The 19,084-nt window shown below is 72.7% G+C and carries 16 protein-coding genes and 3 tRNA genes; 7 read left to right on the plus strand and 12 right to left on the minus strand.

Annotated elements, in window-relative coordinates; genetic code table 11:
* The first annotated feature begins 83 nt into the window (after positions 1-83).
* The gene (locus ABD234_RS02555; protein WP_038370006.1) at positions 84-836 is read left to right on the plus strand and encodes an IclR family transcriptional regulator; all 753 of its coding nucleotides are present in this window, start codon (positions 84-86) and stop codon (positions 834-836) included.
* A gap of 231 nt (positions 837-1,067) precedes the next feature.
* On the opposite strand, the gene ABD234_RS02560 is transcribed toward ABD234_RS02555, so the two are convergent.
* From ABD234_RS02560 to ABD234_RS02580, 5 genes are all read right to left on the minus strand, one after another.
* Positions 1,068-1,140: transfer RNA gene (locus ABD234_RS02560), tRNA-Glu, on the minus strand.
* 51 nt (positions 1,141-1,191) lie between these two features.
* A tRNA-Glu gene (locus ABD234_RS02565) sits at positions 1,192-1,264 on the minus strand.
* Between the two features lie 45 nt (positions 1,265-1,309).
* Positions 1,310-1,381: transfer RNA gene (locus ABD234_RS02570), tRNA-Gln, on the minus strand.
* A gap of 308 nt (positions 1,382-1,689) precedes the next feature.
* Positions 1,690-3,219, minus strand: coding sequence for a glutamate--tRNA ligase (gene gltX, locus ABD234_RS02575; RefSeq protein WP_038370005.1), 1,530 nt, complete (start codon positions 3,217-3,219; stop codon positions 1,690-1,692).
* 47 nt (positions 3,220-3,266) lie between these two features.
* Complete coding sequence (locus tag ABD234_RS02580; RefSeq protein ID WP_038370003.1) at positions 3,267-4,043, minus strand: fumarylacetoacetate hydrolase family protein; 777 nt, start codon at positions 4,041-4,043, stop codon at positions 3,267-3,269.
* Positions 4,044-4,213: 170 nt separating this feature from the next.
* Here ABD234_RS02580 and ABD234_RS02585 point away from each other — a divergent pair, with 170 nt between their 5' ends.
* The 3 genes from ABD234_RS02585 (at position 4,214) to ABD234_RS02595 (ending at position 6,605) form a co-directional block, all read left to right on the plus strand.
* A complete protein-coding gene (locus ABD234_RS02585; RefSeq protein WP_038370002.1) occupies positions 4,214-5,170 on the plus strand; it encodes a hypothetical protein in 957 nt (318 codons plus the stop codon).
* 13 nt (positions 5,171-5,183) lie between these two features.
* A complete protein-coding gene (locus tag ABD234_RS02590) occupies positions 5,184-5,717 on the plus strand; it encodes a PH domain-containing protein (protein ID WP_038370001.1) in 534 nt (177 codons plus the stop codon).
* 72 nt (positions 5,718-5,789) lie between these two features.
* A complete protein-coding gene (locus tag ABD234_RS02595; protein ID WP_038370000.1) occupies positions 5,790-6,605 on the plus strand; it encodes a hypothetical protein in 816 nt (271 codons plus the stop codon).
* Between the two features lie 3 nt (positions 6,606-6,608).
* Here ABD234_RS02595 and ABD234_RS02600 read toward each other — a convergent pair whose 3' ends face one another.
* A complete protein-coding gene (locus tag ABD234_RS02600; protein ID WP_038369999.1) occupies positions 6,609-7,604 on the minus strand; it encodes a WXG100 family type VII secretion target in 996 nt (331 codons plus the stop codon).
* 89 nt (positions 7,605-7,693) lie between these two features.
* On the opposite strand from ABD234_RS02600, the gene ABD234_RS02605 reads away from it, so the two are divergent.
* Positions 7,694-8,215: a hypothetical protein gene (locus tag ABD234_RS02605; RefSeq protein ID WP_038369998.1), complete on the plus strand. Its 522-nt coding sequence runs from the start codon at positions 7,694-7,696 to the stop codon at positions 8,213-8,215.
* A gap of 84 nt (positions 8,216-8,299) precedes the next feature.
* On the plus strand, positions 8,300-10,858 hold the full coding sequence (locus tag ABD234_RS02610) for a DEAD/DEAH box helicase (protein WP_344353834.1): 2,559 nt from the start codon (positions 8,300-8,302) through the stop codon (positions 10,856-10,858).
* A 15-nt stretch (positions 10,859-10,873) separates the two neighbouring features.
* On the opposite strand, the gene ABD234_RS02615 is transcribed toward ABD234_RS02610, so the two are convergent.
* Entirely contained in the window at positions 10,874-12,136 is a 1,263-nt protein-coding gene (locus tag ABD234_RS02615) for an MFS transporter (protein ID WP_344353837.1), read from the minus strand.
* Between the two features lie 135 nt (positions 12,137-12,271).
* Positions 12,272-12,829, minus strand: coding sequence for a glycine cleavage system transcriptional repressor (locus ABD234_RS02620; RefSeq protein ID WP_038369997.1), 558 nt, complete (start codon positions 12,827-12,829; stop codon positions 12,272-12,274).
* A 78-nt stretch (positions 12,830-12,907) separates the two neighbouring features.
* Here ABD234_RS02620 and ABD234_RS02625 point away from each other — a divergent pair, with 78 nt between their 5' ends.
* Positions 12,908-13,225 carry a putative quinol monooxygenase gene (locus ABD234_RS02625; protein ID WP_038369996.1) on the plus strand — a complete coding sequence of 106 codons (318 nt, stop codon included), beginning with the start codon at positions 12,908-12,910 and terminating at the stop codon, positions 13,223-13,225.
* 210 nt (positions 13,226-13,435) lie between these two features.
* On the opposite strand, the gene cimA is transcribed toward ABD234_RS02625, so the two are convergent.
* The 4 genes from cimA to serA form a co-directional block, all read right to left on the minus strand.
* Positions 13,436-15,091: a citramalate synthase gene (gene cimA / locus ABD234_RS02630; protein WP_344353842.1), complete on the minus strand. Its 1,656-nt coding sequence runs from the start codon at positions 15,089-15,091 to the stop codon at positions 13,436-13,438.
* Positions 15,092-15,148: 57 nt separating this feature from the next.
* Positions 15,149-16,249, minus strand: a complete 1,101-nt coding sequence (locus tag ABD234_RS02635) for a branched-chain amino acid aminotransferase (RefSeq protein ID WP_038369995.1) — start codon at positions 16,247-16,249, stop codon at positions 15,149-15,151.
* 73 nt (positions 16,250-16,322) lie between these two features.
* A complete protein-coding gene (locus ABD234_RS02640) occupies positions 16,323-17,372 on the minus strand; it encodes a 3-isopropylmalate dehydrogenase (protein ID WP_344353845.1) in 1,050 nt (349 codons plus the stop codon).
* 19 nt (positions 17,373-17,391) lie between these two features.
* Complete coding sequence (gene serA, locus ABD234_RS02645; RefSeq protein WP_038369993.1) at positions 17,392-18,996, minus strand: phosphoglycerate dehydrogenase; 1,605 nt, start codon at positions 18,994-18,996, stop codon at positions 17,392-17,394.
* Positions 18,997-19,084: the final 88 nt, after the last annotated feature.

The following is a 19,084-nucleotide window of genomic DNA, read 5'->3' on the forward strand; positions in this document are numbered from 1 at the left end:
GCGGGGTGTCGTGGTGACCATCGTCGGGTGGTCTGCATGACGCCGCACTTGCGTCTCACGCACTAAGACGGCAATATCGGAGCATGGACACACACGTGACGGAGGACGCCGGCAGCGGCGTGGGCGTGCTCGACAAGGCCGCCATCGTGCTCGGTGCCCTCGAGGCCGGGCCCGCGACCCTTGCGCAGCTCGTGCAGCTGACCGACCTGGCCCGCCCCACGGCGCACCGCCTGGCCGTGGCGCTCGAGCACCACCGCCTGGTCGCCCGCGACATGCAGGGCCGCTTCGTGCTGGGCCCGCGCCTGGGCGAGCTCGCGGCGGCCGCCGGCGAGGACCGCCTGCTCGCCGCGGCGGGCCCGGTCCTCGGGGCGCTGCGCGACCACACCGGGGAGTCGGCGCAGCTGTACCGCCGCCAGGGCGATCACCGCGTCTGCGTGGCAGCCGCGGAGCGGCCCATCGGCCTGCGCGACTCCGTCCCGCTGGGCGCCACGATCACCATGAAGGCCGGCTCCGCCGCGCAGATCCTGCTGGCATGGGAGGAGCCCGACCGCCTCCACCGGGGCCTGCACGGCGCCCGCTTCACCGCCACGATGCTCTCGGCGGTGCGCCGCCGCGGCTGGGCGCAGTCGATCGGCGAGCGAGAGCCGGGGGTCGGCTCCGTGAGCGCCCCCGTGCGCGGCCCCAACGGGCGCGTCGTCGCCGCCCTGAGCGTCTCCGGGCCGCTGGACCGCATCACCCGCCAGCCCGGCCGCCTCCACGCGGCCGCCGTGATCAGCTCCGCCAACCACCTCACCGACGTGCTGCGCCGCGCGAGCACCGAGGTCCTCGGCGAGTAGAGCCCGACCACGCACCGCACGGCCCGCCCCCTCCGACGGACCGTTCTGCTCCGGATCCTCCGCGACCCGGTGCAGGACGGTCCTTTCTCGTCCCGCTCCCGAATCTCATCCCGCTCCCGAATCTCGTCCCGCGCCCGCGCGAGGCCGGCGCCGGGAAACGATCGCCGGGAGACGATGGATGCCGGAAACGGAACAGGACCGGCATCCATGCGGATGCCGGTCCTGACTCTGTACCCCGTACCGGATTTGAACCGGTGTTACCGCCGTGAGAGGGCGACGTCCTGGGCCGCTAGACGAACGGGGCGAACCCATGGCCTCCGAAGAAGCCGGGTGCAGCTCCCGAGAGAGCTGCTCGTACCCCGTACCGGATTTGAACCGGTGTTACCGCCGTGAGAGGGCGACGTCCTAGGCCGCTAGACGAACGGGGCGCGGGCCGGACGACACGTCGGAAGAATCCGACGGATCGAACTGCGCTGGGGTACCAGGACTCGAACCTAGAATGACGGTACCAGAAACCGTTGTGTTGCCAATTACACCATACCCCATGGTGATAAGCACGATTCGAAGCTCCGATCCTCCGAGGCTCTCACCTCGTGGAACCGGCGTTCCGTGCCGTACCGAGGTATGACTCTATACGGTCCACGAGCACACATCAAACCGAGAGGGCCCATTCCGCCTGTGACGCTCCCCACCCGGGTATCGGGCGAGGTCGCAGCGGGTTTTCCGACGGCCTCCCGCGGCCCGGGCGCCTCCCCGGAGCACGAACGCCCGCGGGCCCCGGGGCGCAGGGTGCGCACCGGGGCCCGCGGGGCCGCCCAGGAGGGCCGAGGAAGGCTGAGGAGGCTCAGGAGGCTCAGGAGGCCGCGAGACGCTCCCGCAGGGCGCGCAGGCGCGCCAGGCTGGAGTCGCGCCCCAGCAGCTCCATGGACTCGAACAGCGGCGGGGAGATGCGCCGCCCGGAGATCGCGCTGCGCAGCGGCCCGAACGCCAGGCGGGGCTTGATGCCCATGTCCTCCACGATCGCGCCGCGCAGGGCGGCCTCGAGCGCCTCGGTGGTGAAGGAGACCTCCCCCAGCGCCTCGACCTCGCTGATCGCCCGGTCGAGCACCGCCACCGGGTCCTCGCCGAGCTTCTTCAGGGCGTCCTCCTGGACGACGAGATCGGCATCGGCCGTGAAGAGGAAGCCGAGCATGTCCGGTGCCTCGCCGAGCAGGTTCATGCGGGTCTGCACCAGCGGCGTGGCCGCGGCCAGCAGGCGGTGCTGCTCCTCGGTGATCGGGTCGGACACGAGGCCGGCGGCCTGCAGGTAGGGCACGAGGCGCTCGACGAGCTCCGCCTCGGGCAGCAGGCGGATGTGATCGGCGTTGATGGCCGTCGCCTTCTTGATGTCCACCCGCGCGGGGTTGGGGTTCACATCGGCCACGTCGAAGCGCTCGACCAGCTGCTCGCGCGAGAAGATGTCCTGGTCCGCGCTGTAGCCCCAGCCCAGCAGGGCGAGGTAGTTGACCATGCCCTCGGGCAGGAAGCCCTGCTCGCGGTAGAGGAACAGGTTGGACTCCGGGTCCCGCTTGGAGAGCTTCTTGTTTCCCTCCCCCATCACGTAGGGCAGGTGCCCGAACAGCGGCTCCTGCTTCGCGACGCCGATGTCCACCAGCGCCCGGTACAGCGCCACCTGGCGGGGCGTGGAGGAGAGCAGGTCCTCCCCGCGCAGCACGTGCGTGATCTCCATGAGCGCATCGTCCACGGGGTTGACCAGCGTGTACAGCGGCTGGCCGTTGGCGCGCACCACGACGTAGTCCGGGGTCGAGCCGGCCTTGAAGGTGATCTCCCCGCGCACCAGGTCCGTGAAGGTGAGGTCCTCGTCGGGCATGCGCAGGCGCCAGGTGGGCTCGCGGCCCTCGTCGCGGAAGGCCTGCTTCTGGGCGTCGGTGAGGGTGCGGTCGTAGCCGTCGTAGCCCAGCTGCGGGTCGCGCCCGGCGGCGCGGTGGCGCTCGGCGATCTCCTCCGCGGTGGAGAAGGACTCGTAGATGTGCCCGGCCTCGATGAGCTTCGCGATGACGTCCTGGTAGATCTCGCCGCGCTGGGACTGGCGGTAGGGGCCGTGGGGCCCGCCGACCTCGACGCCCTCGTCCCAGTCGATGCCGAGCCAGCGCATCGCGTCCAGCAGCTGCTGGTAGGACTCCTCGCTGTCGCGGGCCGCGTCGGTGTCCTCGATGCGGAAGATCATCTTCCCGCCGGTGTGGCGGGCGTACGCCCAGTTGAACAGCGCCGTGCGCACCAGGCCCACGTGCGGGGTGCCGGTGGGGCTCGGGCAGAAGCGGACCCGCACCTCGGCGGGGGTGTCGCGGGGATCGGACGGGGTGGACGCGGCGGTGGTGCTCACGCGGAGGCTCTCCTCGATGACGGGTGGGACGGGTCGCGGCGGGCGGTTCAGCGCCGCACGACGGGGTTGGTCAGGGTGCCGATGCCCTCGATGGTCACGTCGACCTCGCTGCCCTCGGCGACGGAGCGCACGCCGGCGGGGGTGCCGGTGAGGATCACATCCCCGGGGAGCAGGGTGACCACGCGGGAGATCTCCGCGATCAGCTCGGGCACGGAACGGATCATGTCGGCGGTGGTGCCGTCCTGCGCGACCTCGCCGTCGACGGACGAGCCGATGCGGGCGTCGGAGACGTCGAGATCGGTCTCGATCCACGGGCCCAGCGGGCACGAGGTGTCGAACGCCTTGGCGCGGAACCACTGCTTCTCCTCGCGCTGGGCGTCGCGCGCGGTGAAGTCGTTGGCGCAGGTGTACCCCAGGATCACCTGGGCGGCCTGCTCGGCGTCGATGTCCTTGGCGATGGTCTTGACGACCACGGCGAGCTCCGCCTCGAGGCTGACCTCGTCGCTGTAGGACGGCAGGACCACCGGATCGCCGGGGCCGACGACGGCGGTGTTGGGCTTGAGGAACAGCAGCGGCTGCTCGGGGACCTCGTTGCCGAGCTCGGCGGCGTGGGCGGCGTAGTTGCGGCCCACGCACACGACCTTCGACCGGGGGATGACGGGGGCCAGCAGGCGGACGTCGGCCAGCGGGGTGATCTTCCCGGTGGGGCGGATCTCGGTGTACAGGGGGTCGCCGGTGATGCCGTAGACCATGTCCGTGCCGTCCTTGTCCTGGACGATGCCGTACATGGGGTCCTCACCGGTGGTGTATCGGACGATGCGCATGCGCTCCAGTCTAGGCCGCGGCCCCCGGTCCCCCGGCGGGGCCGGCGGCGGGGCGCGGTCCTCCGACGGGCCGCGGGGCGGGCCGGTCGCGCTGCCGGCGCGCGCCGCTGCGGGCCGGGCGCGACCGAGCTCACGTCCCCGTCCGGCAGAGCTCCTGACACACTGGCCCCATGCCCCTCCCGGTCCCCGAGCCCCGCCGCATCCTGGACGCAGAGGCCGCGGCCGCCTCGCGCGCGGAGCACGAGGCACGGGCCGATGCGCTCACCGCGGGGCACCGTGCCCGGCGCGCGGCCGGGCAGAAGCATCCCGTCGAGGACTTCCTGTTCACCTACTACCCCTTCAGCGCCGCGCGTCTGCGGCGCTGGCACCCGGGGTGGGAGACCGCCTACGACGCCGCCGCCGATCCGCGGCCCGGCGCCGACGAGCGCCCCGCGGGCGACATCCGCCCCGGCGGCGAGCGCGGCTGGTACGTCGACACCGAGACCGCGGGGACGACGCTGCGCCGCGCCGATGTCCCGCGCTATCTCGCCGAGCGGGCCGATGCGCTGGACTTCATGGTCCGCCTGCTGCGCTCCTCCTCCCTCGCGCGGCGGGCGCCGAACTTCTCCTGCTTCGGGCTGCACGAGTGGGCGATGGTCTACCGCCTGCCCCCGGGCGCGCAGCGCCACGAGGACCTGCCGCTGCGCCTGGGCCAGGAGGCGACCGATGCGGTCGTCGAGGGCGAGCGCCTGGTGTGCTCCCACATCGACGCCTTCCGCTTCTTCACGCCCCCGGCCGTGCCCCGCAATGCGCTCGCCCCCACCCGGGCCACGCAGGTGCAGCGGGACAATCCCGCCTGCCTGCACGTGGGCATGGACCTCTACAAGTGGGCGATGAAGCTGGTGCCGCTGGTCCCCTCGGATCTCGTGCTGGACTGCTTCGAGCACGCCCGGGACACCCGCGTGCTGGACATGGAGGCGAGCCCCTACGACGTGCGGCCGCTGGGCTACGGCGTGGTGCCGATCGAGTCCGCGGAGGGCAAGGCCGAGTACCGGCGGCGCCAGCGCGCGCTCGCCGAGCGGGCCGATGCGCTGCGCGAGCGGATCCTCGCGCACGTCGAGCCGCTCGCCGGCTCCGCCACGGCTTGAGAGGATAGGCCCCATGGCGCACTCCCCCGATCCGCATCGGCCGCAGGTCCTGTACACCGTCTCCCTGGCCTGGTGGATGCGCCTGCTGAGCATCGCCCTCGCGCTGCTGCTGGAGCTGGCGATCGGCGTGCCCGTGCTCCTGGCCCTGCTCGACGGCGACGGCAGGATGATGCTCGCCGGTCTGATCGTGCTCCCCCTGCTCCTCGCCGTCCTGGTGATCACGCTCCTCGCCAACCTCCAGCGCTTCACCGTCACCACCACGGGCATCACGATCCGCGGCTGGCTGGGACGCCGGCGCATCCCCTGGGACGAGGTGGCGGTGGTCGAGGTGGACCGCAGCACGCTCGGCCGCGGCGCGACGGTCGTCGTCACGCGGGACGGGCGGCGCGTGCGCTCCGAGCTGACGGCGGCCCGGTACGCCCTGCGGCGCGGGGAATCCGTCTCCGACCACGGACCGGACCTGCTGCAGCCGGCCCGGCCCACCCGGGCGGCGATCCAGGCGCATCAGGAGCACCTGCGCCGTCGGCACCCCGGCACGCCTCGCTGACGGTCCCTCGACATGTGAGGATGGTCCCGTCGGTCCGGTGGACCGCGCCGCCCAGCCCACCTCGGAGGTCCCGTGAACACCGATGCCCCCACCCGCCAGACCGCGGCCGCGGCCGCCCTCGCCCCGCACGCCGCGGGGGATCCGCAGGTCCTCACCTCGATCACCGATGAGGAGATCCTCGCGCTGACCGGCGACGGCATGGGCTTCGACCTGCCGTGGGTCACCGCCCGCGAGGCCCGGGCGGAGGGCTTCTCCCGGGACGAGGCACGGCTCTCGGCGGCCCGCTCGCTGGTCGCGCGCGGGCTGTTCGCCCCCGAGTCCGCGGTGGCGGCCCTCGAGCGGCGCGAGCCCGTCGGGGACCCCGAGGCATGGACCCCGAACATCCTGCTCACCGGCATCGTGGCCCGGCGCATGCTGGTGCCGCTGCAGATCCGTGCCGACGGCCCGACGGTGGAGCGGGTGTCGATCGCCAGCATGTTCGTCGATCACGACGGCACCGTGCTGCAGGAGCTCGTCTCCCCCGACGGGATACACCACTTCTCCATGAGCGACACCGCGCATGCGGCGGACGTGCTGCGCCATCGGATCGATCCGGGCGGCCATGCCGCGGGCTCCCCCGTCACCGACGTCGTCACCGGCAGCTACGAGCAGCTCGAGGCATCGGACGGGATCGGCCCGCTGCTGCGCGGGGCCGAGCACCGCACCCGCGTGCGGGTGACCGACCGCCGGGATCGCCTCTCGCCGTCGGTGCTGGTGGCATCGGGGCCCGGCGGCGTGGTCGTGGTGCAGGAGGCGGAGGACGGCGAGCTGCTCGAGGCCGTCGCGGCCTCGGCGGACCAGCTGGAGGAGCTCGCCCTGTCCCTGTTCACCATCGCCCCGCAGGGCTGAGCCTCACCAGGGCAGCTTGTCGTCGATCCAGTCGTTGGCGCCTTCCGCCCAGCTCTCGATGGCGCCCTGCGCGTCGTCCGGGATGATGTTCTCGACGAGGGTCTGCGAGCTGTCGATGATCGGATCGATGACCGGGACCTGGTCCCGGATCCACGCGCTGCCGTCGGCGAAGAGGCCCTCCGCACCGTTGAGCACATCGGTCGGCACGCCGACCGCGTCGAGCAGGAAGCGGCTCGTGGAGCCGCCGCTGTCCCCGCCGTTGATCGCGTCGAGCTGCGCGAGCGCGGTCGCCCCCGACCACAGGGTGTCCAGGGTCCCGGTGACGGTGCCGCCGATCTCCCCGGCGGCCATGACCGGCGGGAACGGGACCAGGCTGAGGACCCCGAACGTGGTGTCCGCCGCGTTGATGCCGTAGGTGATGAGTCCGTCGGCGGTGCCGTACAGCTCGCCGTCCTGGAAGCTCTGCATCGCGTCGTACAGGCCGATGCCCATGCTCGCGACGTCCATCGGGAGCCCCGCGATGGTGGCGGGGGTGCCGCCGAAGATCCCGAACAGGTCCATCCCGGCCGACGCCGTGTTCCAGGCCAGGTTGCCCAGCAGCCCCGATTCCGGCCCGCCGAGAAGATCGCCGAAGAACCCGTCGCTCTCCTTCGGCTCGTAGTCCTCCAGCCACTGCTGGATGGCGTCCCAGATCGAGCCCTCCCCGTCGCCGGGGGTGCCGCCGCTGCCGCCGTCGCCGTCGCTGGTGGAGTCCTGGTCCTCGGCGTTCCCCTCGAGCACCCGGCTGCGCTCGGCGAGCCGCTCCACGGCATCGCGGACGAGGGCCAGGACCATCCCGTTCCACCGCTCGCGGAAGGCGTCGGCGTCGGGACCCACCCAGGTGACGCCGTGCACGGTGCCGTCGAGCGAGGCGACCAGGTCCTCGATGCGACCGGCGCCGTTCTTCGTCGACCCGGCGAGTTCACGCAGCTGATCGGTATCGGCTCCCAGGAAGCTCATGTCGGACCCCTTCTCGTGACGGACGCACCCGCGGCGCTGCGTCTGATCCTAGAGTCGACCTGCGCTCCGCACGATGGGGAGGAGTACCCATGCCCGAGATCCGCGCGACCGAGGTGCTGTACCGCGCCGCCCCCGGCGTGCTCGTCCGCGTCCTCGTGACGCTCGTCCTCGTCGGGCACGCCCTGACGATGATCGCTTCCCTCCTGCTGGCGCTGCTGGTCCCGGAGCGGCCTCACGTGCTGCTCGCGCTCGTCGTCCTGCTCGGCTGGGGTCTCACCGGGGTCGCCATCACCCTCCTGCTGCGCCCGGCCTTCGAGGTGCGCGCCGACGGGATCGTCGACCGCCGGTATCTGGGCGGGCGGCGCATCCCCTGGGAGGAGATCACGGTGATCGAGGTGGACCGCTCGCTCATGAACCGCGGAGGAACCGTGGTGGTCCTCCACGACGGCCGCCGGCTGCGCCCGGCGATCACGAACGCGCGCTTCGCGATGAGCCGCGGCGAGTCGACCTCCGACCACGGGCCGGACCTCCTGCAGCCGGCCCGGCCCGCCCGGGCGGCGATCGACGGCCACCGCCGCTGGCTGCGCGGGGAGCGCCCGCCGCACGGATGAGCCGCCGGCGGCCAGCCCGGGCGGCGGGACCGGCGGACCGCTGAGCGTCCGCGGGCGTCGCCGCCCCCTGGCAGACTGGACCCCATGCCTGCCCTCTCCCCCTTCCTGCCCGAGCCCGATGCCGATCAGTCCCCGGACGCGATCATCGACGCGTTCATCGCGGCGCAGGCGGAGCTGGGGCGCAGCCTGTACCCCCATCAGGAGGAGGCGCTGCTGGCGATCGCCGCCGGCGACCACGTGATCGCCGCGACGCCCACCGGTTCCGGCAAGACCACGATCGCCTATGCCGCGCTGTTCGCGGCGCTGTCCCGCGGGCAGCGCGCGTACTACACCGCGCCGATCAAGGCGCTGGTCAGCGAGAAGTTCTTCGAGATCGTGTCGATGTTCGGCGCCCAGAGCGTGGGCATGATGACCGGCGACGCGGCCGTCAACCATGAGGCCCCGATCATCGTGTGCACCGCGGAGATCCTCGCCCAGCACGCCCTGCGCGAGGGGCCCACCAGCGATGTGGGCCTGGTGGTGATGGACGAGTTCCACTTCTACGGCGACTCCCAGCGCGGCTGGGCCTGGCAGGTGCCGCTGATCGAGCTGCCGCGCACCCAGTTCGTGCTCATGAGCGCGACCCTGGGCGATGTGTCGTTCTTCGAGGAGGACCTCGCCGAGCGCACCGGGCGGCCGGTGAGCACGATCGCCGATGCCCCGCGCCCCGTGCCGCTGGACTTCCGCTGGTCCGACGTGGCCCTCGAGGACACCCTGCAGGAGATCCTCGAGGACCGCGACGCGCCCGTCTACGTCGTCCACTTCACCCAGAAGGACGCGCTCGAGCACGCCCAGGCGCTGCAGGGCAGCAAGATCCTCACCGCCGAGGAGAAGGAGAAGGTCCGTGAGCTGATCGGCGACTTCCGCTTCTCGAAGGGATTCGGCACGGTGCTCTCGCGCCTGGTGCGCCAGGGCATCGGCGTCCACCACGCCGGGATGCTGCCGAAGTACCGGCGCCTGGTGGAGCGCCTGGCCCAGTCGGGCCTGCTGAAGATCGTCTGCGGCACCGACACCCTGGGCGTCGGCATCAACGTGCCGATCCGCACCGTGCTGCTGACGGGCCTGGCGAAGTTCGACGGCCGCCGCCAGCGCCTGCTGAACTCCCGCGAGTTCCACCAGATCGCCGGGCGTGCGGGCCGCGCCGGATTCGACACGGTCGGGCACGTGGTGGTGCAGGCTCCGCCGTGGACGGTCGAGTTCGTCAAGGAGCAGGCCCGGGCCGCCGCCCGGGCGAAGACGGGCCAGGCCCCCAACAATGCGAAGAAGCGCAAGAAGGAGCCCAAGCCCCGGATCCCCGACGGCGCCGTGAACTGGTCCGAGGCGAACCTGACCAAGCTCGTGGAGAACGCCCCGGAGGCGCTGCGCCCCCATCTGCGGATCACCGTGTCGATGGAGCTGGCGCTGATCGCCCGTCCCGGCAGCGCGATCGCCGCCGCGCGCCACCTCATCATGACCAGCCATCAGACCCGCACCCAGAAGCTCAGGCTCGTCAAGGACGCGGTGGAGATCTTCCGCAACCTGCTCGAGGCGGAGATCGTCGAGGTCCGGGCGGAGCCCGACCACCTGGGCCGGCGCATCGGCCTGGTGGACGACCTGCAGCTGGACTTCACCATGAACCAGCCGCTGGCCCCGTTCGCGATCGCCATGATCGACTCCCTCGACGAGGAGTCCGAGACCCTGGCGATGGACACCGTCTCCATCATCGAGGCGATCCTCGAGGACCCGATGCAGGTGCTGCTGGCCCAGCAGAACGCCGCCCGCGGGGAGCTGGTGGCCGAGCTCAAGGCCGACGGCGTCGAGTACACCGAGCGCATGAAGCTGCTCGAGGAGGTCACCTGGCCCAAGCCGCTGGCGGAGGACCTCGAGGCGGCCCTGGCGATCTACCGGGCGAAGAACCCGTGGGTGCGCGAGAGCGACCTCTCCCCCAAGTCGATCGTCCGGGAGATCTACGAGACCGGGCAGACCTTCAGCGAGTTCGTCCAGCGCTACCAGCTGACGCGCTCCGAGGGCATCGTCCTGCGCTACCTCTCCGACGCCTACCGGGCCATGCGCCGCACGATCCCCCAGGACCTGCGCACCGAGGGCCTCGACGACGTCATCGAATGGCTGGGGGTGCTGGTGCGCGGCATCGACTCCTCCCTGCTGGACGAATGGGAGTCCCTCACCCATCCCGAGGATCTCGGGCCGGACACGGCCACCGAGGTGCGGCCCACCACGCCGCGCGGCCTGTCCGCGCAGACGAAGGTGCTGCGCACGATGGTCCGCGCCGCCATGTGGCAGCGGGTCGAGCACTTCGCCTTCGAGCGGGAGGCGCGCCTGGCGGAGCTCGACGGCGCCTCGGGCTGGGACACGGCCCGCTGGGCGGAGGCCATGGACGCCTACTACGACGAGTACGACGAGGTCGGCATCGACGGGCCCGCCCGCTCCCCTCAGCTGCTGCACATCTCCGAGGAGTCCAAGGTCTGGCGGATCCGCCAGGTGCTGGACGATCCCGAGGGCAACCACGACTGGGCCATCGAGGCGGAGCTGGACCTCGAGGCGACCGACGAGGCGGGAGAGCCCGTCCTGGCCGTCACCCGCGTCGGCGAGATCGGCGGGCGCTGACCGGGACGGACCGTCTCAGGCAGCCGCCGGCCGATCCCGCCGCCCCACGTGGGCGGTCAGCGCGAGGGCGCCGACGGCCGCGGCGAGCAGCGCTGCGAGCGCCGGACCGTAGGTGCCGAAGGACTCCATCGAAGCCGCCATCAGCAGCGGCGGGACGAAGCCGCCCAGCCCGCCCGCGGCGCCGACCACGCCGGTCACCGCGCCGATGGACTGCGGCGGCGCGACCCGGGCGACCAGCGCGAACACGGCTCCGGCTCCGAGGCCCAGCCCGCCGGCGGCCAGCAGGAACGCGGCCGTCCCCCAGGGGGCCAGCGGCGGATGCACCATGAGCACGCCGGCGGCGAGGGCGAGAGCCGCATAGGAGACCAGCAGCGTCCGGGCGGCGGTGAAGCGATCCGCGAGCACCCCGCCGAAGGGACGCAGGATCACGGCGACCACCACGAACCCGGCGGTGCGCAGGGCGGCGTCCCCGGGAGAGAGCTCGTACCAGCCCACCAGCAGGGTGGGCAGGAACACGGTGAAGGCGACGTACCCGCCGAAGGACAGGGCGTACAGCGCCCCGGTCTGCCAGGTGATCGGCAGGCGCAGGGCGCCGGCCGTCTGCCGCAGCGGGTTCGCGGTCGAGGGGCGCCAGCCGGGCGCGGGGCGCATCAGCACGGCCGCCACCCCGGCGTACAGGACCAGCGCCGCGGCGGAGGCGAGGAACGGGGCGGCCGGTCCGGCCGCGCTGACCAGCGGGACGGTGGTGAAGGCGGCGATGGCCGTGCCGCCCATGCTCGCCCCGTAGATGCCGGTGGCCATGCCGCGCCGCTCCGGAGGGAACCAGGAGTTCACGAACGGGATGCCGATCGCGAAGATGGTGCCGGCGATGCCCAGCAGCAGTCCGCCCAGCAGCAGGCCGGCCAGGGAGTCCTGGCCGACCAGGCCCAGGAACAGCACCGGGACGACGGCGGCGAGGGATACGGCGGGGAACATGATCCGCCCGCCGAAGCGGTCGGTCAGCGCGCCGATCGGGATCCGGCCGACGGCCCCGACGAGCACGGGGATCGCCACGACGAGGGAGGCGTCGGCCACGGTCCCCCGCTGGACGAGGACCGGGCCCAGCGGGCTCAGCAGCGCCCAGGCCCAGCAGCTCACGCCGAAGCCGAGGGTCGCGAGCACCAGGGCGCGCACCGCCCCGGCGGGCAGGGGACGTGCGGCGGGGAGCGTTCCCGTGGGAAGGCTCCCGGTGCGCGGAGCGGTGGTAGGGGCGGGGGGCGCGAGCGGATCTGCGGTCATGAGGGGCCTCTGCTCTCCCGAGGAACGGCAGGTGAGCCCTCAGAATCTGCGAGACCCCGGTCTCCTTCCACCCTGCGGTCCGCCGGCAAGACCGAACATCACGGTTCGGTCACGGCGGGCCGCCGCGGCGGCGTCTCAGGCCTGCTCGTCCAGCTCCAGATCGACCATCAGCTCGTCGGCGATCGGCTCGAGCGCGGCACGCACGACCTCGATCTCCAGCCCGGCGGGGACGCTCACCACGGACTCCGCCTCGAACAGCACGCCGCCGCCCTGCGGCGCGCTCGAGGTCCAGGACCGGAAGCTGCCGATGCTCACCCGCTGCTCGGCCAGCGCCGTGGAGATCTGACGGACCAGCCCGGGGCGGTCCAGGCCCACCAGGCGCACGGCCACCGCCCGGGCGGCCTGCGCATCGGCGGCCGATGCCGGAGCCTCCGCGGCCTCCGGGGATTGGGCCCGGCCCTGCGTCACCTCGACCGCGAGGCCGACCTCGCCCTCGAGCGCGGCGGCGGCCGCGGTGAGCTCCTGGACCCCGGAGGCCGGGATCTCGATCAGGACGATGCCGGCGAACTTCCCTGCCAGGTGGGAGAACTGGCTGTCCAGCCAGTTCCCGCCATGGGACTCGACGGTCCGCGACAGCGCGGAGACCAGTCCTTCCCGGTCGTCGCCGATGGCCGTGAGCACGAGATGGGTCATGGCCGTCACAGTAGCCGACCGGCTTCTGGAATGCTGGTCGGGACCGCACATTCCCGATCCCTGCCAGGAGGAGCCCTGATGTACGTCATCGTCGTCAAGTACGCCGTCAAGCCCGAGAGCGCCGAGGCGTTCCCCGAGGCCGTCCGCGAGTTCACCGAGGCGACGCGGGCGGAGGAGGGCAACCTCTTCTTCGAATGGTCCCGCAGCCTCGAGGACCCGCTCGAGTTCGTCCTGGTCGAGGCGTTCACCGACGAGGGCGCCGCACCGCACGTGAACAGCGACCACTTCGCGAAGGGGCTGGAGGCGATGCGCCCGCACCTGCGCGAGACCCCGAGGATCATCTCGCGGCAGGTCGAGGGCGAGGGCTGGGACACGATGGGCGAGCTGCAGATCTGAGCTCGGCCCGGGCTCCCGCGGCCCCGGCTCTCGCGGCTCCCGCGCCGGTCCACGAGCCGGTTCCCCGGCGCGGACAGTCACCCGGACTTCCCCCTGCGAGGCGCAGAGGGAAGCCCGGGTGACCGTTCGTCGCGGAGGCGCCGGATTCAGGGGGGGCGGCCGGCGACTGACCGTCGCGGACCAGGCGGGGTCAGGGGCGCGGCCCGGCGCTCAGATCCCGGCCTTGTGGAATCCGTACGTGTAGGCGTCGGTGATGGCCTCCCAGGAGGCCTCGATGAGGTTCGGGCCGATGCCGACCGTCTGGAACTCCAGCCCCAGCCCGGCGGTGCGCACGAGCACACGGGTGGTGGCGTCGGTGCCGTGGTGCGCATCGAGGATGCGGACCTTGAAGTCGATCAGCTCGAAGTCGTCCACCTGCGGGAAGCGCGAGCGCAGCGCGGCCCGCAGGGCGGTGTCCAGCGCATTGACCGGTCCGTTGCCCTCGGCGATGGTGACGGTGCGCCGGCCCGCGGCGTCGTCGTCGCCGGCCGTCGGGGACGGGGCGAGCTTGACGGTCGCCTCCGTCTCGAGGCCGCCGTCGCGCAGCTGGTGGGAGGTGGTGCGCCAGGACTCGACCTCGAAGTAGCGCGGCACGCGGCCCATCTCGTCCAGCAGGAGCAGCTCGAAGGAGGCATCGGCCGCCTCGTAGGAGTAGCCCTCCGCCTCGCGCTGCTTGACGCGCGCGGCGAGGCGGGCCAGCAGGGCCTTCTCGCCCGTGAGGTCGAAGCCGAGCTCGCGGCCCTTCAGCTCGATGGAGGCGCGCCCGGCCATCTCGGAGATGATCATGCGCATGTCGTTGCCGACCAGGCGCGGGTCGATGTGCTGGTAGAGATCCGGGTCCACCCGGATCGCGGAGGCGTGCAGGCCCGCCTTGTGGGCGAAGGCGCTGGCGCCGACGTACGGCGCGCGCGGGGAGGCCGCCATGTTGACGATCTCGCCGATGGCGTGGGCGATGCGGGTCGCCTCGCCCAGCGACTCCGCGGGGACGAGCTCCACGCCCATCCGCAGCTGGAGGTCCGCCAGCATGGTCACGAGGTCCGCGTTGCCGGTGCGCTCCCCGTAGCCGTTCACGCATCCCTGCACGTGGGTGATCCCGCCGCGCACCGCGGTGAGGGCGTTGGCGACCGCGCAGCCCGAGTCGTTGTGGGTGTGCACGCCCAGGCGGCCCTCGCCGGCGCCCGCGGCCTCGAGACGGGAGCGCAGCTCCGCGACGATCTCGGCTACGTCATGGGGCAGCATCCCGCCGTTGGTGTCGCACAGGACCACGGCCGCGGCGCCCGCGGCGAAGGCCTCCAGGGCGACGGCCGTGGCGTGCTCGGGATCGGCCCGGAAGCCGTCGAAGAAGTGCTCGGCGTCCACGAACACCTCCCGCCCGAGGCCCACCAGGTGGGCGACGGTGTCGCGGACCATGGCGAGGTTCTCCTCGCCGGTGGTGCGCAGGGCGCCGTGGACGTGGCGGATGTCCGACTTCGCCACCAGGGTGATGGTGGGGGTGCTCGCCTCGACCAGCGCGCGGACCTGCTCGTCCTCCTCCACGCGGACCCCGGCGCGGCGCGTCGCGCCGAAGGCGGCCAGGCGGGCGCTGTGCAGGGTCAGCTCGTGCTGGGCCCGGCGGAAGAACTCGGTGTCCTTGGGGACGGCGCCGGGCCATCCGCCTTCGATGTAGGTCACGCCCAGCTCGTCGAGCAGGCGGGCGACGGCCAGCTTGTCGGCGACCGACAGCGTCAGGCCCTCCTGCTGGGAGCCGTCGCGCAGCGTGGTGTCGTACAGGTGGAAGGCGTGGTCCTGCCGGGGCGGGGTCACGGGTGCGGGATGCGGGGCGGACATCCTCGGCCTCCTAGGGGTCTCGGTCTCGCGTGCGCGGGGCGAGCGCACGCCATCGGCTCAGACGAGCCGGGTCAGCCAGCCGTAGCGGTCCTCGGCACGGCCGTACTGGATGTCGGTCAGCTCCGAGCGCAGCGCGAGGGTGAGCTCGCCGGAGCCGCCGTCGCCGACGGTCCACGCGCCCTGCGGGGAGCGGAACTCGCCGATGGGGGTGATCACGGCCGCGGTGCCGCAGGCGAACATCTCGGTGATCTCGCCGGAGGCGACGCGGGCGAGGACGTCCTCGGCGACCATCCGCGTCTCGACGACCTCGAGGCCGCGGTCGGCGGCCAGGCGCAGCAGCGAGTCCCGGGTGACGCCCTCGAGGATCGACCCGGTCAGGGTCGGGGTCTCGATCCGGCCGTCCCGGGTGAGCGCGAAGACGTTCATGCCGGAGAGCTCGTCGATGGCGGTGTGCGTCTCGGAGTCCAGGAAGAGGACCTCGTCGGCCCCGTTCTGGGCGGCCTCGCGCTTGCCCAGCAGGGAGGAGGCGTAGTTGCCGCCGCACTTGGCGGCGCCCGTGCCCCCGGCGCCGGCGCGGGCGAAGGCGTCGGTGATCCACACGACCAGCGGCTGCACCCCGCGGGGGAAGTAGTTCCCCGCCGGGGAGGCGATGACGTAGTAGTCGACCTGCTGGGCGGCGCGCACGCCGAGGAACTCCTCGGAGGCGAACATGAACGGGCGCAGGTACAGCGAGGCCTCCCCCGCCTCGCCCCCGGCGGTCGGCACCCACGGCTCGTCGGCCGCGACCAGCTCCCGCACCGAGGCGAGGAAGTCCTCGGTGGGCAGCTCCGGCAGCGCCAGGCGGCGGGCGGAGCGCTGCAGGCGCTCGGCGTTCTTCTCGGGGCGGAACGTCCACACCGAGCCGTCGGCGTGGCGGAACGCCTTCATCCCCTCGAAGATCTCCTGGGCGTAGTGGAGGACCGCGGTGGCGGGCGAGAGGCTGATCGGCCCGAAGGGGATCAGCTCTCCCCCGTGCCAGCCTCCGTCGATGCTCCAGCGGGCGTGGGCCATGAAGTCGGTGAAGTGCTGTCCGAAGCCGGGGGCGGCCAGGACGGCATCGCGCTCCTCCTGCGAGATGCGACGTGCAGCATCGGCCAGCGGGAAGGTGAGCGCGGTCATCGGGACTCCTCGGAGGGCGTAGGGGTGGCGGGGCGGGGTGCCGGGACGGGCCCGGCACCCCGGGATGGGGGCGTCAGGCCGATCGTACGGCCGCGACGAGGGCGTCGCCGACCTCGCTCGTGGAGCGGGCGCCGAGGTCCGCGCGGACGGCGAGGTCCGCGTCGACCGCGGCGCGCACGCGGCCGGCCGCCTCGGCGTGGCCGAGGTGGTCCAGCAGCAGCGCGACCGAGAGCACCGTCGCGGTGGGATCGGCGAGGCCCTGGCCGGCGATGTCCGGGGCCGAGCCGTGCACGGGCTCGAACATCGACGGGAAGTCGCCGGTGGGGTTGATGTTGGCGCTCGCGGCCAGGCCGATGCCTCCGCCGATGGCGGCGGCCAGGTCGGTGAGGATGTCGCCGAAGAGGTTGTCGGTGACGATCACGTCGAAGCGCGAGGGATCGGTGACCATGTAGATGGTGGCCGCGTCCACGTGCGCGTAGTCGACCGCGACGTCCGGGTGCTCGGCGCCGACGCGCTCGACGATGCGGCGCCACAGGTGGCCGGCGTGGACGAGCACGTTGTGCTTGTGCACGAGCGTCAGCTTCTTCCGGCGGCGCTCCGCCTGCGCGAAGGCGTAGCGGACCACGCGCTCGACGCCGACGGCGGTGTTCAGCGACACCTCGGTGGCGACCTCGAGGTCGGTGCCCACGCGCATGGCGCCGCCGTTGCCGACGTAGGGGCCCTCGGTGCCCTCGCGGACGACGAGGAAGTCGACCTCGCCGGGATCGGCCAGCGGCGAGGAGACGCCCGGCACCAGGCGGGTCGGGCGGAGGTTGACGAAGTGGTCGAAGCCGAAGCGGAGCTTCAGCAGGAGGCCGCGCTCCAGGACGCCGGAGGGGACGTCGGGGTCGCCGACGGCGCCGAGCACGATCGCGTCGTGCTGGGCGAGGGCCTCCATGTCCTGGTCGGTGAGGGTCTCCCCGGTGCGGTGCCAGCGGCCCGCGCCCAGGTCGTAGCCGGTGGTGCGGACCTCGATGCCGGATCCCTCGAGGGCGGCCTCGAGGACCCGCAGGCCCTGGGGGACGACCTCGTGGCCGATGCCGTCGCCCTCGATGACGGCGAGGTCGAGAACGGTGCTGCTCATGGGGTGGATCTCCTCGTGCTCAGTAGCTGACGTCGACGGCGCGGCAGGACACGGCGCCGATCTCGGCACCGATCGCCTCGGCAAGCTCGTGCGGGACGGCCTCGTCCAGGTTCAGGACCACGAGGGCCTCGGATCCCGAGTCCCCCGCGCGGGAGACCTGCATGCCGGCGATGTTCACATCGTTCTCGCCCAGCAGCGCGCCGTAGCGGCCCACCAGTCCGGGGCGGTCCTCGTAGCGGATCACCAGCAGGTGGTCCGACAGCGGGGTGTCCAGGGCGTGCCCGCCGAGCTCGACGAGCTTGTGGACCTGGCTGACGCCGGACAGGGTGCCGGAGACGGAGACGACCTCGCCGTCGCGCAGGGTGCCGCGCACCTGGACGACGTTGCGGAAGGTGTCCGAGTCCTCCTCGGTGACGAGGTCGACGCGGATCCCGCGCTCCTCGGCCAGCACCGGGGCGTTCACGTAGCTGACCTGGTCGGTGACGATGTTGCGGAAGACGCCGCGCAGCGCGGAGAGCTTGATCGCGGTGACGTCGCGGGAGGCGATCTCTCCGCGCACGACGATCTCGAGCAGCTCCGGCCCGGAGTCGGCGAGGGCGGTGAAGATCTGGCCCAGGCGGTCGGCGAGGGCGATGCCGGGGCGGACCTCGTCGTCGATCGCGCCGCCGGCGACGTTGACCGCGTCGGGCACGAGCTCGCCGGCCAGCGCCAGGCGCACCGAGTGGGCGACGGCCACGCCGGCCTTCTCCTGCGCCTCGGCGGTGGAGGCGCCCAGGTGCGGGGTGAGGGTGACCGAGTCCAGCTCGAGGAGCTTCGCGGCGGTCGGCGAGGTCGAGGGCGGCTCGGAGGTGTACACGTCCAGGGCCGCGCCGGCGATCTTCTTCTCGACGAGGGCCTGGTAGAGGGCCTCCTCGTCGATGAGCCCGCCGCGGGCGGCGTTGACGACGTGGAGGTTCGGCTTGGCGAGGTCGAACTCCTCCGCCCCGATGAGGCCGGTGGTCTCCGGGGTCTTGGGCATGTGGACGGTGACCACGTCGGCCTCGCGCATGAGCTCGTCGAGCTCGACGACGCGGGCGCCGAGCTCCGCGGCGCGGGTGTGGTTGACGTAGGGGTCGTAGGCGAGCAGGTGCACGCCGAAGGGGCGCAGGCGCTCGGCGACCAGCTGGCCGATACGGCCGAAGCCGACCACGCCGACGGTCTTTCCCAGCAGCTCGACGCCGGTGAGCTGCTTGCGCTCCCACTTCCCGGACTTCACCGAGGCGTCCGCGCGCGAGATGTTGCGCAGCGAGGCGAGGATCAGCGACACCGCGAGCTCCGCCGCGGAGACGATGTTGGAGGTCGGGGCGTTGATGACCATGGTGCCGTTGGCCGTGGCGGCGGGCACGTCGACATTGTCGAGGCCCACGCCCGCGCGGGCGACGACGGAGAGGTTCCGGGCGGCCGCGAAGACCTCCGCGTCCACGGAGGTCGCCGAGCGCACCAGGAGGGCGTCGGCCTCGGCCACCGCGGCGAGCAGGGCAGGGCGGTCGGTGCCGTCGACATGGCGGATGTCGACGCCGCTGCCGAGCACGTCGAGGGTGGCGGGCGAGAGCTCCTCGGCGAGGAGAACGACGGGACGCGTCACAGGTGTTACCTCCGGGTGGGGTGCGGCTCGCGGAAGCCGGTCTGGGTCCGCGCACAGGATACGTCGGTGTCCGCCATGCGGATACCGG

It is taken from the genome of Brachybacterium phenoliresistens (genome assembly GCF_039530785.1).
Taxonomy (GTDB): domain Bacteria; phylum Actinomycetota; class Actinomycetes; order Actinomycetales; family Dermabacteraceae; genus Brachybacterium; species Brachybacterium phenoliresistens.

Excerpts from the sequence above, each read along its gene's own strand:
- ABD234_RS02580 (WP_038370003.1), bottom strand. The coding sequence starts at position 4,043 with ATGCGCATCGTCCGATACACCACCGGTGAGGACCCCATGTACGGCATC.
- ABD234_RS02585 (WP_038370002.1), top strand. The coding sequence starts at position 4,214 with ATGCCCCTCCCGGTCCCCGAGCCCCGCCGCATCCTGGACGCAGAGGCC.
- ABD234_RS02635 (WP_038369995.1), bottom strand. The coding sequence starts at position 16,249 with ATGACCGCGCTCACCTTCCCGCTGGCCGATGCTGCACGTCGCATCTCG.
- ABD234_RS02610 (WP_344353834.1), top strand. The coding sequence starts at position 8,300 with ATGCCTGCCCTCTCCCCCTTCCTGCCCGAGCCCGATGCCGATCAGTCC.
- ABD234_RS02600 (WP_038369999.1), bottom strand. The coding sequence starts at position 7,604 with ATGAGCTTCCTGGGAGCCGATACCGATCAGCTGCGTGAACTCGCCGGG.
- ABD234_RS02640 (WP_344353845.1), bottom strand. The coding sequence starts at position 17,372 with ATGAGCAGCACCGTTCTCGACCTCGCCGTCATCGAGGGCGACGGCATC.
- ABD234_RS02555 (WP_038370006.1), top strand. The coding sequence starts at position 84 with ATGGACACACACGTGACGGAGGACGCCGGCAGCGGCGTGGGCGTGCTC.
- ABD234_RS02625 (WP_038369996.1), top strand. The coding sequence starts at position 12,908 with ATGTACGTCATCGTCGTCAAGTACGCCGTCAAGCCCGAGAGCGCCGAG.
- ABD234_RS02615 (WP_344353837.1), bottom strand. The coding sequence starts at position 12,136 with ATGACCGCAGATCCGCTCGCGCCCCCCGCCCCTACCACCGCTCCGCGC.
- ABD234_RS02620 (WP_038369997.1), bottom strand. The coding sequence starts at position 12,829 with ATGACCCATCTCGTGCTCACGGCCATCGGCGACGACCGGGAAGGACTG.
- cimA (WP_344353842.1), bottom strand. The coding sequence starts at position 15,091 with ATGTCCGCCCCGCATCCCGCACCCGTGACCCCGCCCCGGCAGGACCAC.
- ABD234_RS02605 (WP_038369998.1), top strand. The coding sequence starts at position 7,694 with ATGCCCGAGATCCGCGCGACCGAGGTGCTGTACCGCGCCGCCCCCGGC.
- ABD234_RS02590 (WP_038370001.1), top strand. The coding sequence starts at position 5,184 with ATGGCGCACTCCCCCGATCCGCATCGGCCGCAGGTCCTGTACACCGTC.